Origin of the sequence: Allorhizobium sp. NPDC080224, from assembly GCF_050281005.1 — a bacterium.
In the GTDB taxonomy this organism is placed as follows: domain Bacteria; phylum Pseudomonadota; class Alphaproteobacteria; order Rhizobiales; family Rhizobiaceae; genus Allorhizobium.
In genome coordinates this window covers 203,038-218,226 of the sequence record NZ_JBNNWJ010000002.1, presented here as the reverse complement: position 1 = coordinate 218,226, position 15,189 = coordinate 203,038, and the positions used below count along the sequence as shown (strand labels likewise).

Genomic DNA, 15,189 nt, shown 5'->3' with positions numbered 1-15,189 from the left:
TGCTAGTTTGGTCAAATTTCAAGAGGGCGCACGGGTATTCCGCACGCCCTGACAACGATAGCGACGAAAAGGCGGGATCTCGATCTGACCCATGGCACTTGAAGAGGGCAAGGCAGAGAAATCGTTGAAGCAGCGGGTCTACCGGACCTTGCGCAGCCGTGTAATGTCCGGCGCGGTCGCTCCAGGCCTGCCGATCACCATCAACGGTGTCGCCGAAGATCTGGCCGTCAGTGCCATGCCGGTCCGCGAAGCCCTGCACCGGTTGGTCGCCGATGGTGCGCTCGAATATCTCGACAACCGCCGCGTGCGCGTACCGGAAATGACGCTCTCCAAATTCGAGGAAATCATTGCGGCCCGCATCGCGCTCGAGACACTCGCAGCGACCAGGGCCCTGCCGCATATCGACGCCGAGCGCCTTGAACGCCTGCAGGTGATCGACACCGCGATTGACGAGGCCTATGCAGCGAATGATCTGCTGCAATCGACCGAACTCAACTTCCTTTTCCATCGTACGCTTTACGAGCCCGGAGCGAGTGGCGTCCTTCTCGATCTGATGGAGTCTGTCTGGTTGCGCCTCGGCCCGTTCATGCGCCTGGCCACGGCCAAACTGGAAGAAAGCTATCGAATCGACCGACATGCCGAGGCCCTCGACGCGATCCGGGCCAGGGATGCAGTCGCGCTTTCGGCAGCTATCGAAGCAGACATTCAGGATGGGGTCGGTCACCTCGGGCGGCACTTCCTGAGGGAAGCAACCGTTGCCGCCCGATGACTTGTGGCGCATGGTGCCTAGGGAGCTGCGTCAGCCCCGATTGCGGAATGCCAAACGCATCTGCTTTTCGATTTCCACGAGAGCAAAGAACACCGCACCGATCCCGACGATCAGCAATCCGTCCTGCAAGGGAACGCTCTGCGTCCCGAACAGGGATTGCATGAAGGGCAGATAGGTGACCGCAAACTGGGCAGCGGTGACTGAGATTACGCAGATCCAGACGACCTTGGTCCCGCGCACGGCCTGCCACGTGAGCGATGTGCCGTAGATGTTGCGGATGAAAAAGACATTGAAGATTTCCATGACGACCAGGGTATTCATCGCCATCGTCCGTGCGAGTTCGATCGGATAGCCCCTGTCCAACGCGTAGAGGAATATTCCGAAAACCGCAGCGGCAAAAAGCACTGAGACGAGCAGAACATTCCAGATGAGGTCGGCGGTCAGCAGCGGCTCCTCCCGGCGGCGCGGCGGCCGCCGCATCGTCCCCTTTTCAGATGGCTCGAAGGCAAGCGCCAATCCGAGCGTGATTGCCGTTACCAGGTTGACCCAGAGGATCTGGACGGCCGTGACCGGGAGCGCCAGACCGGCAAAAAGTGCGATAATGATGGTCGCTGCCTCGCCGGCATTCGTCGGCAGGGTCCAGCTGATCACTTTCTTGATGTTGTCGTAGACGGTACGCCCCTCGCGCACGGCAGCGGCGATGGAAGCAAAGTTGTCGTCCGCCAGAACCAGGTCGGCGGCTTCCTTCGCCGCTTCGCTGCCCTTCACACCCATTGCGATCCCTGCATCGGCCCGCTTGAGGGCCGGCGCATCGTTGACACCGTCACCGGTCATCGCGACGGTCAATCCCTGGGATTGGAGTGCGGTCACCAGCCGCAACTTGTGCGCTGGCGAGGTCCGGGCAAAGATGTCGGTCTCGGCAGCGGCAAGTGATAGCGTGGCATCGTCCATGCGGTCGAGATCCGCTCCGGTGAGCACCCGGTCGGTGTTCTTCAATCCGATCATTCCGGCGATCGCCCGGGCGGTCGCGGCATGGTCGCCGGTGATCATCTTCACTCGGATGCCCGCCTGATGGCAGTCGGCCACAGCGTCAATCGCTTCCGGACGAGGCGGATCGATCAGGCCCACCAGGCCAATCAGCGCCAGCGTGCCGGGAAGGTCGGCCTGTACAAGATGGGCGCCGCCACTTGGCGGATCACCAACAGCAACGGCAAGCACGCGCTGCCCTTCAGCAGCAAGGACCTCGACCATGTTTTCCCAGTAGGGCGCGTCGAGTGCTGCCGACGAACCATCCGGCATGCGTTGGGTGGCGCAAAGATCGAGAACGGCCTCTGGCGCACCCTTCACATGGATATGCTTCTTGTTTTCGTCGTCGACATGAAGGACGGCCATGTAGCGATGCGCGGCATCGAAGGGGATGGCATCGATCCGCCGCCAACCTGCGGTGAAGGGATCGCTGCCGCCCCCGGTGATCTTGCCCGCCAGCGCCATTAAGGCTCCTTCCATGGGGTCGCCTTCCACCCGCCAGGCGCCATCAGCCGAATGCAGCACAGCGTCGTTGCAGAGCCCGGCTGCGCGCGCGAATTCGGAGAGAACGGCGTGATCTTGCGGATCAACATCGGCGTCGTTCCAGCGGACGGCACCTTCCGGTGCATAGCCTTCTCCATCAACGGCATAAACATGGCGCGCCGCCACGAGGCTTGCCACGACCATTTCATTGCGCGTCAGCGTACCGGTCTTGTCGGTGCAGATCACGGACACCGAACCCAGCGTCTCGATCGCCGGCAGCCGTCGAACGATCGCATTGCGTCCAGCCATCGCCTGGACACCAACGGCAAGTGTGATCGTCATGACCGCTGGGAGACCTTCCGGGATCGCTGCGACGGCGAGACCGACAATGGTCATGAACAGTTCATCGAAAGGCAGATGCCCGACAACCAGCCCGTAGGCGAGCAGCAAGCCGGATATGATGAGGATGAAGAGGGTCAGCCAGCGCGCAAAGACATTCATCTGCCGAACGAGCGGCGTCGAGAGAGACTCCACCGCCTCCAGCATCCCGCTGATCTTGCCGATTTCCGTTGCCATGCCGGTTGCAACCACCACACCCTTGCCCGTCCCCGTGGCAACCAGCGTTCCGCTGAACAGCATGGAACTGCGATCACCCAGAACGGAATCGGCCAAGACGGCTTCGTGGGTCTTGTCGACAGGCACCGATTCACCCGTCAGGGCCGCCTCCTCGACCTTCAGGCTTCGCGCTTCCAGCAGTCGCAGATCAGCGGGAACGCGATCTCCAGCCTCGACCAGCACGATGTCTCCTGGCACGAGATCGGCGGCATCGACGGAAGTCCGGCGGCCGTCGCGCAGCACCGCGGCGTGCGGCGCCAGCATGACCCTGATTGCATTCATCGCATCTTCGGCACGACCTTCCTGCAGATAGCCTACGACGGCATTGCCAAAGACGACCGCGAGGATGACGCCCGTATCAATCCAGTGCTGCATGAAGCCTGTGACCGCTGCGGAGGCCAGCAGGACGTAAATCAACACATTGTGGAACTGCGACAGGAAGCGGACGACGGGGCTGCGCTTGGGCGCTGCAGGAAGACGATTGGCGCCGTGAACCTCGAGCCTCCTTTTGGCCTCCTCTGTTACAAGCCCCGCGACATCGGTCTCCATCGAATGGAGCACATCCTGGGGCGGCAACGCATGCGGCATCAAATCGATTGTTCTGTCGGTCATCCCGGTCCTCTGCGCATTTCCATTTTCGAACAGGCCCGCTGAAAAATGGCCTCGGCAGCCCTTTCGGGCACTGCATCGCTGCAGGTGGCGGGAGAATGTCGTTCCGATGGGTCCGCCGCCTTGATCTATGACAATTTTGGAGATGCCGGCCGCTGCTTCGCGCTTCGAATCGCCTTTCGGCGAGAACCAACCGGGAGGTGTGGAAGCACAGGCTCAGGCAAGCCTTGCATCTTAAAAGCAGGTCGTCCTGCGCGATGTCTTGAAACCCGCGGGGCAAGACTTTGTGCCGGAAGGTGTTGAAAAGGTTGAGACGCATTGCCTCGATCGGCTGCATGCCAACCGGCGGAACACTTTTGAGCACATTCGTTTCAGAACAAGAGGCCGATAGCGATGACGTCGATTTCCCTGCTCAGCCCAGCCCAGATCCGGGCGCTCCCCAACTCGACGGTTAGCTCCTGGTCTGACGACGAAATCAGCCAGCTTTCAAGCACGCAGGTCAGCGCCCTGACGTCGTCGCAGATTTCGGCGCTGCAGACGGAAGCCGTCGCAGGCCTGTCGACGTCGCAATTGAGGGCAATCGCTCCCCGTTCGATCACCGGCCTGACGCTGGACCAGATCACCGCTCTATCGACCGAAGATGTTTCAAGTCTGGTCGTCTCACAGATCGCCGCGATGTCGGCAAGCCAGCTCGGCGGCCTGTCTTCCGAGCAGTCCGAAGCCTTGACACCGGCACAGGTCGCTCGATTGACCGCAACGCAACTAAGCGCCTTCAGCGCCGAAGATCTCGCGACGTTTTCGCCGGAAGATGTCGCCGCGATCAACACGGCTGCCTTGAGAGGACAATCTCCCGAAAGACTGGCGGGGCTGAGCACCACTCAGATCGCGGCCTTGAAGCCAAACCAGATCGCGACGCTCACGCCGACCCAGATTGCAGCGCTCACGCCCCAACAGCTCGGTGCCTTTTCGAACCAGCAGATGGCAGCCCTGAGTGCAACCCAGGTTGCCGCTCTGACGGCCGACCAGCTGGGCGCCCTCTCCACGACACAATTCGCGGCCATTTCGCCGCGCGCGATCGTGGGCCTCTCGACCACCCAGATTGCAACGCTTGGCAATGAAAAGGTCGGTGCGCTCACCGCCGCGCAGATGGCAACGCTTACATCGAAGCAACTGCCGGCCTTCACCACCGAACAAGTGGCCAACTTCTCGATGAGCCAGATTGCGGCGATCAATCCGCGCGCCATGTCAGGTCTTTCGGCCGATCAGATCGCGGCTTTGTCACCGCAGCAGATGGCGAGCCTCACTGGTGCGCAAATCGCGGCCCTGAGCCGCACGCAGATGGCCGCCTTCAGCGGGGACCAGTTATCGGCACTCACCACAACCCAGATCAGAGCATTGAGCGCGACGCAGATCGCGGCCATACCGCCAGCGACGGTCGCAGGCTTTGGCGCAACCCAGATCGCAGCTCTCACACCGAAGGCTGTCGCCGGACTGAATGCCGAGCAACTCGCGGCCATGAGCGTCGATCAGCTCAAGGGGCTCAGCACCTCTCAGGTCGCGGCCATGACCGCAACCCAGATCGGAAACCTGTCGAGCGATCAGATCGCCGGCCTTTCGAACGCTCAGATCGGTGCAATGAGTGCCTCTGCCGTCACGGGCCTCACACCGTCGCAGATCTCCGCGCTCACTCCTGGTCAGATCGGGGCGATGTCGAGCACGCAGATCTCGGCCCTGAAGACCACACAGGTCGCGGCCTTCACGGCAGACCAGATCACGGGCTTGACCCCGACACAGATCCGCGGACTGACCGGCCCACAGATCGCCGCCATGTCCGAGAACTTCGTCACGGGCTTCTCCGAGGAACAGATCGCGGCCTTGAGCGCGCGCGCCATCGCTGGCCTGACGGCCGATCAGATTGGCGCACTGTCAATGGATCAACTGGATGCATTGAGCAACACCCAGATCGGCGCGCTGAATGCCACTCAGATCGCAGCGATGCCGCAAGAGGCAATCGCAGCGATGAGCCCGGCAAAGATTGCGGCGATCAGCGCGAAGGCGATCACCGGTTTGACGTCGGAAAATCTGGCATCGCTTGCGCCGAACCAGATCGCGGCCTTGACCACCACCCAGATCAGAGGCCTCAAGGCCGACCAGATCTCCGGCCTGACGCCGTTCCAGACCGAAGCGATGACCAACAGTCAGATCAGCGCATTGTCGGCGGCGCAGCTATCGGCTCTGTCGGTCAACGCGGTAAAGGCGTGGTCGCCCTCCCAGATCGGCGCCATCTCTTCTGCTTCGATCAGTGGACTGACCACCGATCAGCTCACGGCTCTGAATGACAATCAGGTCGACAGTCTGACTGCCGCACAGATTGCCAGGATGAACGGGGCGCAGATCGGTTCGCTGTCCGAGCAGCAGCTGGCGACCTTCCTTCCGGCCGAGATCGCGGCTATTTCGCCCAGCGCCATTTCATCCATATCGCCCGACAAGATTGATGGACTGAGCCTCGAGCAGATCGCAAGGCTGACCACGGCGCAGATCGCGGCTATGAAGAGCGAACAGCTCGTGGCCTTCACGCCCACGCAGCTGGCCTCGTTGAGCTCCAGCCAGTTGCAGGCAGTAACCTCCGCCCAGATCGCAGCGCTCTCTCCGAGCAACATTGCATCGCTGTCACGGGAGCAGATTGCCAGCCTCTCTGCACGCAGCATCGCCTCTCTGAGCACGGAACAGATCGCCGCCATGTCCGCCGATCAGATCGATGCCATGACGGCCACCCAGGTCGCGGGCCTCACGGCAAGCCAGCTCGACGCGATGCGCAAGGCTGATATTCTCGCCTTCCTGCCGGCAGAAATCGCGGCCATTAACACCAGTGCCTTGAGCAGCCTCGACGCAGAGACCATCGCAGCACTGAACATTGACCAGATTGCAGCCATGACCCCAGCACAGCTGGGCGCCCTGAGCAGGGACCAAGTCGCGGCGCTTACGCCAACGCAGCTCGATGCCATGAGCGCGAAACAGCTGGCAGGCTTTGGTGCAACGCAGGCAACGGCGCTGACGACGGCCGCGCTGGGCGCCTTGACCCCGGAACAGATTGCCGGTCTGAGCACGGCCGCGATTGCCGCGCTCTCGACGACCCAGATTGCGGCCCTGTCGACAAATCAGATCGAAGCCCTGACCACCGCACAGATGGGCGCATTGACGGCCGCACAAGTGGCCGCCCTGACACCGACCCAGCTGAACAACCTGCCCACGGCAAAACTGGCGGCGATCAGCCCAACCGCCATTGCCGGACTGACGACCCAGCAGATCGCGGGCCTCGGCTCGGACCAGATCAGTGCCTTGACCGCTACGCAGATCGCAGCGTTGACCCCGGAACAGGTCGGCGCGATGACGCCCCAGCAGGTCACACTTCTGTCGAACACCCAGATCGGAGCCTTGGGCGCCATCCAGGTCGCCGCCTTGTCGAACGACGCCCTGGCCACACTGACAAGCGAAAGGATCGCGGCTCTCACTGCCAAGGCGATCCCTGGCCTGACGGCGACCCAGATCGCCTCCATGTCGACAACGCAGATCGACAGTCTGAGCGAGACCCAAATTGCCGCTCTGACCTCGACGCAGATCGGCGCACTTTCGTCGGCGCAATTGGCAACCTTCTCCAATGCCGAACTCGCCGCGATCGCCCCCGCAGCAATCCCCGGACTATCGGCCGGAAACATCGCTGGCCTGAGCCAGGAGCAGATCGGCGTCCTCACAGCCGCCCAAGTTGGCGCCTTGACCTTCGATCAATTGAACGCACTGCGTCCGGATCAGCTGGGCGTGATGAGCGCAACCCAGATTGGAGCCCTGACCGCGACCCAGCTCGCATCGCTGTCGGCAGGGACCATTTCCGGTCTGTCCGCCACCCAGATCGCGGCTATTTCGACCAAGGCCATCCCCGGTTTGAGCACGGCCCAGATCGCGACACTGACCCCAAGCCAGATCGATGCGATGACATCGGCGCAGTTCGGCGCCCTGAGTGCGACCCAGCTGTCGGCCTTCAGCCCTACAGCGCTCGAAACGCTGACCTCTGCCGACATTGCAGCACTCTCGCCAAGCGCGGTCGGCGGCCTGTCGCCGGCGATCTTCGCCACGCTGCAACCAGAGCAGATCGCGGCAATGACGACCGGTCAGGTGGCGGCCCTCTCCTATCATCAGCTTCGAGCCATGACCCAGGATCAGGTCGGCGCCATGACGACGGCACAGATCGGGGCGATGAATGCCGTTCAACTGGCGACACTGGGAACAGACAGGGTCGCCTGGCTGAGGACGGATCAGATCGCGGCCATGGATCCCAAGGCGATTGGCGGTCTGAGCGTGACCCAGGTCAGCGGCCTCACGGCAGCCCAGGCGGAGGCCTTGACCCCAGCACAAGTCGCGGGGCTCAGTTCGGCACAATTGACGGCGCTTGGTGCAAACAACCTGAGGACCTTCTCGACCGAAGACCTCGCAGCGATCAGCCCGCAGGCGATACCCGGCCTGACGGTCAGCCAGATCTCCAACATGACCTCCGCACAGCTTCAGGCGATCACGTCGACTCAGTCCAACTACCTGAGCCCGGACCAGATTGCCGCCGTCCTCGCGGCCTACCAGTCGGCTGGATGATGAAAGTCTGGATGAGGTCGGCCAGCGGTCGGCCTCAGCTCAGTTTCGAATCGTGAACTGCACACGATCTGCCGGGAAACGGGTTACCGCATACTGGATCGGACGGGCTGCCGGATCGGTATTCAGCGCCCGGGTCACCAGCACGATGGCACCCGGCGTCAATTCGAGATGAACGACGTCATCAGGCTCTGCGTGGACGGCTGAGATCTCGGTGACCTCACGGACGTAGTCGTCAACTCCACAGCGCGTAAGCGCGCGGGTAATCGAACCCGTTTCGGCAAATGCCGTGTCGATGCCAGCAAACCGCTCTGCCGGAAACCACATGGTTGAGCGTGAGACGGCACGACCATCGGCCTTTCTGATGCCATCGAGCCTCAGGACCTCTTCGCCTGGATTGAGTTTCAGGCGCTTGGCGAGATCGGCGGAGGCAATTTCGCGAGCGGACGACAGCAAGATCCCCTTGAGATCCCGCGCCTGCTCGCCAATGCCTTCGCTGAAGCGGGTACGCCTCCCGATCGGAAAGTCGAACTTGTCGCGCTGGGTAATCATCGTGCCGCGCCCCTGGGCCGCCCGCACGATGCCCTCCTGAGCAAGCGCCGCAAGCGCGGCACGCACGGTATGCCGGTTCACCCCGAACTCTTCGGCCAGCGCCGTCTCCGCCGGAACCATGCCCGTCTTGTCATAGAGACCTGCAAGAATATTGGCGCGGATCCGATCGGAAATCTGGCGCCAGAGGGCGACCCCCTTCTGTCTCTGCATCACGGAAATACCGGCTCCCTGTCACAAGCTTGTCACGACCGCAGGTTACTCATACAGTAACTTGTATGGTTGTCTATATTACTAGACATTTCGAGGACTGACAATGGAAAAAGCCACGCAAATCGATCCCGGCGCTCAGACCGACAGAAAGCGGATCGTCGATCTGCTTGCGCGGGCCACGCCTGCCGAACTCGAAGACGCCATGTCCGCCTTCGACCCGGTTCCGGCCTACACCGCCCTTCGCGGTCCGGAGACCGGTCTCGTCATGGTCAAGGGCCGCATCGGCGGCGGCGGTGCACCCTTCAATCTCGCTGAAGCGACCGTCAGTCGCGCAAGCATCCGTCTCTCGGACGGCCGCATCGGCCATGGCTACAGGCTCGGAACGGACCGCAAGTCCGCAAAGCTTTCTGCCGTTCTCGATGCTGTGGCGCAGGATGAAGCAGCCGGCGCATTGCTCGAAACACGCCTCCTGACACCGCTCGAAGCACGCCTCGCGGCGGAAGCTAAGAAGCTCGAGACCGAAACGGCCGCCACGAAGGTCGATTTCTTCACCATGGTTCGCGGAGAAGACTGATGCTCGAAGTGACTGAAAGCCTCGACGGCGGTTTCCCGGATGCCGTTACCCATGCCCAGACTGTCTTCCGCAGCGTGATGGACGCCATGGCCCGCCCCGGCAGCATCGGCCTCGTCGATGTGCCCGTCGCGCCACCCGCACCGCTAGGCATCGCGGCAGGCGCCCTGCTGCTGACACTCTGCGACCACGACACGCCAATCTGGGTCACGCCTGTTCTCGCCAAGTCCGTCCTTTCAGGTTGGATCGGCTTCCACACCGGCGCCAGCCTGACCGCCACAAAGACGGATGCCAAATTTGCTTTCGTCGAAGCAGGCGCCCCGGTCCCGTCGCTGACACAATTTGCGCTGGGAACCCAGGAATACCCGGACCGTTCGACGACGCTCGTCGTGGAGGTCGCATCGCTTGAGGGCGGCCAGCCTCTGCAGCTGTCGGGCCCCGGCATTCGCGACACAGCCATCATTGAGCCGAAAGGTCTGCCTGAAACCTTCCTGCGCCAATGGGCCGACAACCGCGCCCTGTTTCCGCGCGGTGTCGACGTGGTGCTGACCGCTGGTCGCCGCTTCATCGCGCTGCCGCGCACGACCAAGATCCGCGAGATGGAGGCCTGAGCTATGTATGTTGCCGTCAAGGGTGGCGAAAAAGCCATCGCCAACGCCCACAAGCTTCTCGCCGACCGCCGCCGGGGTGACAGGTCGCTGCCGTCGGTGACGATCGGTCAGATCGTTGCCCAGCTCGGTCTCGCCGTTGACCGGGTCATGGCCGAGGCCTCGCTCTACGACTGCGCTCTCGCAGCTCTTGCCCTGAAGCAGTCGCGCGGCGACATGATCGAGGCGATCTTTTTGCTCCGCGCCTACCGCACCACATTGCCACGCTTCGGCACCTCGCGACCGATCGAGACGGCCGAGATGCGCGTCGAGCGCCGCGTCTCGGCTACCTACAAGGATCTGCCCGGCGGACAGCTGCTGGGCCCCACCTTCGACTATACCCATCGTCTGCTCGATCCCTCGCTGCTCGATGACGAAACGGTGGAAACGGGCGAGCAGCGCGAGGAAGGTCTCGATCCTGTCATGCGGGTCTCCGACATCCTCGACGGCGAAGGCCTGATCGAGCCGGATGGCGAGATGCCCGAGGACCATGTCGCCGGCGACATCACCCGCGAGCCGATGGAATTTCCGATGCCCCGCGACCTACGCCTTCAGGCGCTCGCCCGTGGCGACGAGGGCTTCCTTCTGGCACTCGGCTATTCGACCCAGCGCGGCTATGGCCGCACCCATCCCTTCGTTGGCGAAATCCGCATGGGTCTGGTCGAGGTCGAATTCGACGTGCCTGAGCTGGGTTTTGCCGTTTCGCTCGGCGAAATCCGCGTCACCGAATGCCAGATGGTCAACCAGTTCAAGGGTTCGGCCAAGGCCCCACCGCAATTCACCCGCGGCTACGGCCTCGTCTTCGGCCAGAGCGAACGCAAGGCGATGTCCATGTCACTGGTCGATCGGGCGCTGCGAACCGAAGAATTCGGCGAGGATGTCGTGGCGCCTGCCCAGGACGAGGAATTCGTCATCTCTCATTGCGACAACGTCCAGGCGACCGGCTTCGTCGAGCACCTGAAGCTGCCACATTACGTCGACTTCCAGGCCGAACTCGATCTCGTCCGCCGCATGCGGGCCAAGCACGATGCAAGCCGAACTGAGCAGACAGATCTGAAGGAGGCCGCAGAATGAGCGCGCCGGCAATGGAACTCGCCACCTACAACTTCGCCTATCTGGATGAACAGACCAAGCGCATGATCCGCCGCGCGATCCTGAAGGCAATCGCCATTCCCGGCTACCAGGTGCCTTTCGCCTCTCGAGAAATGCCGATGCCCTATGGCTGGGGCACCGGCGGCGTGCAGGTGACGGCCTCGATCATTGGCCGCGACGACACACTGAAGGTCATCGACCAGGGCGCTGATGACACGACGAATGCTGTCTCCATTCGTGCCTTCTTCCAGAAAGTCGCAGACGTCGCAGTGACCACCAAGACCAGCGAAGCGACGATCATCCAGACCCGCCACCGCATTCCGGAGGAAAAGCTGAGGGAAGGCCAGGTGCTGGTCTATCAGGTGCCGATCCCCGAACCCCTGCGTTTCCTGGAGCCCCGCGAAACCGAGACCCGCAAGATGCATGCACTGGAAGAATACGGCCTCATGCATGTGAAGCTCTACGAAGACATCGCCAAACACGGCCGCATCGCCACGACCTATGCCTATCCGGTGAAGGTCGAGGGCCGCTATGTGATGGACCCGTCGCCGACGCCGAAATTCGACAATCCGAAGATGCACATGTCGGAGGCACTTCAGCTCTTCGGCGCCGGCCGCGAAAAGCGCATCTATGCGGTCCCGCCCTATACCGACGTCGTCAGCCTCGACTTCGAGGATCATCCCTTCGAGATTCAGACATTCGACAAGCCCTGCGCGCTCTGCGGCGCCCACAACGTCTATCTCGACGAGGTCGTGCTCGACGACAAGGGTGGGCGGATGTTCGTCTGCTCCGACACAGACCACTGCGAGACGCGCCAGGCCGAAGGCCATGTCGGCGAAATGCTCGCGAAGAAAAAGGAGGCCGCCGAATGAGCGACCAGCCGCTTCTGAAAGTTCGCAACCTCTCCAAGTTCTACGGCAGCCGGATCGGCTGCTCGAACGTCTCCTTCGATCTCTGGCCGGGCGAAGTGCTCGCCATTGTCGGCGAAAGCGGCTCGGGCAAGACGACGCTTCTCAATTGCCTGTCCACCCGGCTAATGCCGACGACCGGCAGCGTCGACTACCACATGCGCGACGGCCAATACCGCGAGCTTTACCACATGGGTGAAGCCGAGCGACGCTTCCTGATGCGCACCGACTGGGGCTTCGTGCACCAGAACCCGGCTGACGGTCTTCGCATGACGGTGTCTGCCGGCGCCAATGTCGGCGAACGCCTAATGGCCGTCGGTGACCGCCACTATGGCCGCATCCGCCAGACGGCGAGCGAATGGCTGGAGCGCGTCGAGATCTCGACCGATCGCATCGACGACCAGCCGCGCGCTTTCTCCGGCGGCATGCGCCAGCGCCTGCAGATCGCCCGCAATCTCGTCACCGGCCCGCGTCTGGTCTTCATGGACGAGCCGACCGGCGGCCTCGACGTCTCGGTGCAGGCACGCCTGCTCGATCTCGTTCGCGGCCTCGTCAACGACCTCGGCCTCTCGGCCATCGTCGTTACCCACGACCTGGCGGTCGCCCGTCTTCTGTCCCACCGGATGATGGTGATGAAGGACGGCAACGTCATCGAACACGGCCTGACCGACCGCGTGCTCGACGATCCGCGCGAACCTTACACCCAACTGCTCGTATCCTCGATCCTGCAGGTCTGACGGAGATATCAATGGCCACGCCCCTCATCGTTTCAGAAGTCGCGAAAAGCTTCATCATGCATTTGCGCGGCGGGCTCGTCCTGCCGGTCGTCTCCAACGTCTCTTTCTCTGTCGCATCCGGAGAATGTGTCGTGCTCGGCGGCCCTTCGGGCATCGGCAAGAGCTCGATCCTCAAGATGCTCTACGGCAACTACGCCGTTGATCAGGGGCAAATCCTGGTCAATTACGGCGGCCGGATCGTCGATATCGCCAGCGCCGATCCGCGTACGGTGCTCGAAGTGCGCCGTGGCACACTAGGCTATGTCAGCCAGTTCCTGCGCACCGTGCCCCGCGTCTCGACACTCGACGTGGTCGCTGAACCGCTTCTTGCACGCGGTATTTCGGCCGAAGAAGCCCGCGAACGCGCGAGCGAGCTCCTGAGCCGGCTAAACTTGCCGCGCGATCTCTGGCAGCTGCCCCCCTCCACCTTCTCGGGTGGTGAGCAACAGCGCGTCAACATCGCCCGTGGCTTCATCACCGACCATGCCGTGCTCTTGCTCGACGAGCCGACCGCCTCGCTCGACGCAGCCAACCGCGCCGTCGTGGTCTCGATGATCCGCGCCAAGAAGGAAGCCGGTGTAGCCCTCCTCGGCATCTTCCATGACGAGGAAGTGCGCGAAGCCGTCGCAGACCGCATTCTCGACGTCATGCAGTTTTCGCCGCGAAAGGCTGCCGCATGACGAAGAAGCTCGGGGTCGCTCCCCTCATTCACGAGACGGCACGGGTCGTGAATTCGACGCTTGGCCGCTACACGGAAGTCGCCGATCGTTGCCGCCTCGAAGACGTGGAAATGGGTGACTACTCCTACATCATGCAGGACGGCTCCATCTGGTGTGCGACGGTCGGCAAGTTTGCCAACATCGCGGCTGCCGTGCGCATCAACGCCACCAACCATCCGACCTGGCGCCCCACCCTGCATCACTTCACCTATCGCGCGGCAGACTATTTCGACGGTGCCGAGAACGATCACGACTTTTTCGCTTGGCGTCGCGAAAACCGCGTCGTGATCGGCCACGACGTCTGGATCGGTCACGGGGCAACCGTCTTGCCAGGCGTCACCATTGGCGACGGTGCGGTGATTGGCGCCGGCGCCGTCGTGTCACGCGATGTAGCCCCCTACACAATCGTCGGTGGAGTCCCGGCCAGGCTCATCCGTGAACGATTTCCAAAATCAGTTTCCGAACGCATGCAGGCGCTCGCCTGGTGGGACTGGGATCACGACCGGCTGTTCGCCGCACTCGACGATTTTCGTCACATGGACACTGAAGCTTTCCTCGAAAAATACGCCTAATCGCAAATATTTCAGAGGCTTACACAGTTTAACAAATTCTACACAAATCTGACATTCCGGCTTCACGCACCAGCGTTAATGCATTGCCAGCACCGCAATCAATGACGGCGAAGGAAAGACGATGCTCTTCAGGCTGGACAACCTCACCCGCCAGTTCGGGACAACCAAGGCCGTAGACTCGGTAACCCTCGAGATCCCCGCCGGCCAGATGGTTGGTGTGATCGGCCGTTCGGGCGCCGGCAAGTCGACACTGCTCCGTATGATCAACCGCCTCGTCGATCCGACCTCCGGCAGCATCCGTTTCGACGATCTCGAAATCTCCAATCTGCACGGCACAGCGCTGCGCAACTGGCAGCGCGACTGCGCCATGATCTTCCAGCAGTTCAACCTCGTGCCGCGCCTCGACGTGCTGACGAATGTACTGCTTGGCCGCCTGAACCATCGGTCGACAGCCCTTTCGATCCTCAACGTCTTCACCCGCGAAGAGCGCCTGATGGCAATCGCCGCCCTCGAGCGGCTTGGCATCGAGCAGACCGCGCTGCAGGCAGCCGGCACGCTCTCGGGCGGCCAGCAGCAGCGCGTCGCCATTGCCCGCGCGCTCATGCAGTCGCCGAAGATGATCCTCGCCGACGAGCCGATCGCCTCGCTCGATCCCCTGAACGCCAAGATCGTCATGGATGCGCTGCGCGACATCAACGAGCGCGAAGGCATCACCGTCATGACCAACCTGCACACGCTCGACACCGCCCGCAACTACTGTGAGCGCATCATCGGCATGGCGCGGGGCCGCGTCGTCTTCGACGGCACGCCGGCAGAGCTCACGGCCGAGGCAGTGCATGAAATCTACGGCGCCGACCAGCACGGCGCCGGCATCGATGAAACGATGACCTCGACGAGCATCAGCATTGCGCATCAGGACAACGCACAACGCAAAATCCCATCCGCTGGCCTGCGCCCTCTCGCCGTTGCCGAGGCCTGAGCCACGAAGATCGCTGGCCCTGC

General features: G+C 62.4%; 12 protein-coding genes. 10 read left to right on the top strand and 2 right to left on the bottom strand.

The features are described 5' to 3' along the window. Positions 1 to 91 precede the first annotated feature (91 nt). Positions 92 to 769: a GntR family transcriptional regulator gene (locus ACQKP1_RS19370; RefSeq protein WP_427276625.1), complete on the top strand. Its 678-nt coding sequence runs from the start codon at positions 92 to 94 to the stop codon at positions 767 to 769. A 30-nt stretch (positions 770 to 799) separates the two neighbouring features. Here the strand turns inward: ACQKP1_RS19370 and ACQKP1_RS19365 are convergent, their stop codons facing one another. Then, positions 800 to 3,505 carry a cation-transporting P-type ATPase gene (locus ACQKP1_RS19365; RefSeq protein ID WP_427276624.1) on the bottom strand — a complete coding sequence of 902 codons (2,706 nt, stop codon included), beginning with the start codon at positions 3,503 to 3,505 and terminating at the stop codon, positions 800 to 802. A 390-nt stretch (positions 3,506 to 3,895) separates the two neighbouring features. Here ACQKP1_RS19365 and ACQKP1_RS19360 point away from each other — a divergent pair, with 390 nt between their 5' ends. Then, positions 3,896 to 8,143 carry a beta strand repeat-containing protein gene (locus ACQKP1_RS19360; protein WP_427276623.1) on the top strand — a complete coding sequence of 1,416 codons (4,248 nt, stop codon included), beginning with the start codon at positions 3,896 to 3,898 and terminating at the stop codon, positions 8,141 to 8,143. 39 nt (positions 8,144 to 8,182) lie between these two features. Here ACQKP1_RS19360 and phnF read toward each other — a convergent pair whose 3' ends face one another. Then, entirely contained in the window at positions 8,183 to 8,902 is a 720-nt protein-coding gene (gene phnF / locus ACQKP1_RS19355; RefSeq protein WP_203018590.1) for a phosphonate metabolism transcriptional regulator PhnF, read from the bottom strand. Positions 8,903 to 9,005: 103 nt separating this feature from the next. Here phnF and phnG point away from each other — a divergent pair, with 103 nt between their 5' ends. From phnG to phnC, 8 genes are all read left to right on the top strand, one after another. Next, positions 9,006 to 9,476: a phosphonate C-P lyase system protein PhnG gene (phnG, locus tag ACQKP1_RS19350; protein ID WP_427276622.1), complete on the top strand. Its 471-nt coding sequence runs from the start codon at positions 9,006 to 9,008 to the stop codon at positions 9,474 to 9,476. After that, positions 9,476 to 10,084 (top strand): phosphonate C-P lyase system protein PhnH, encoded by a 609-nt coding sequence (gene phnH / locus ACQKP1_RS19345; RefSeq protein WP_427276621.1) that lies wholly within the window; start codon positions 9,476 to 9,478, stop codon positions 10,082 to 10,084. The genes phnG and phnH overlap by 1 nt, the downstream gene beginning before the upstream one ends. 3 nt (positions 10,085 to 10,087) lie before the next feature. After that, positions 10,088 to 11,194: a carbon-phosphorus lyase complex subunit PhnI gene (locus ACQKP1_RS19340; protein WP_427276620.1), complete on the top strand. Its 1,107-nt coding sequence runs from the start codon at positions 10,088 to 10,090 to the stop codon at positions 11,192 to 11,194. After that, positions 11,191 to 12,084 (top strand): alpha-D-ribose 1-methylphosphonate 5-phosphate C-P-lyase PhnJ, encoded by an 894-nt coding sequence (locus ACQKP1_RS19335; RefSeq protein WP_427276619.1) that lies wholly within the window; start codon positions 11,191 to 11,193, stop codon positions 12,082 to 12,084. The genes ACQKP1_RS19340 and ACQKP1_RS19335 overlap by 4 nt, the downstream gene beginning before the upstream one ends. Beyond that, positions 12,081 to 12,857: a phosphonate C-P lyase system protein PhnK gene (gene phnK, locus ACQKP1_RS19330; protein WP_427276618.1), complete on the top strand. Its 777-nt coding sequence runs from the start codon at positions 12,081 to 12,083 to the stop codon at positions 12,855 to 12,857. Before ACQKP1_RS19335 ends, phnK begins: the two co-directional genes overlap by 4 nt. An 11-nt stretch (positions 12,858 to 12,868) precedes the next feature. Beyond that, positions 12,869 to 13,576: a phosphonate C-P lyase system protein PhnL gene (gene phnL, locus ACQKP1_RS19325; protein ID WP_427276617.1), complete on the top strand. Its 708-nt coding sequence runs from the start codon at positions 12,869 to 12,871 to the stop codon at positions 13,574 to 13,576. Then, complete coding sequence (locus ACQKP1_RS19320; RefSeq protein ID WP_427276616.1) at positions 13,573 to 14,187, top strand: DapH/DapD/GlmU-related protein; 615 nt, start codon at positions 13,573 to 13,575, stop codon at positions 14,185 to 14,187. Before phnL ends, ACQKP1_RS19320 begins: the two co-directional genes overlap by 4 nt. Before the next feature lie 121 nt (positions 14,188 to 14,308). Next, positions 14,309 to 15,166 (top strand): phosphonate ABC transporter ATP-binding protein, encoded by an 858-nt coding sequence (gene phnC / locus ACQKP1_RS19315; RefSeq protein ID WP_427276615.1) that lies wholly within the window; start codon positions 14,309 to 14,311, stop codon positions 15,164 to 15,166. Positions 15,167 to 15,189 lie beyond the last annotated feature (23 nt).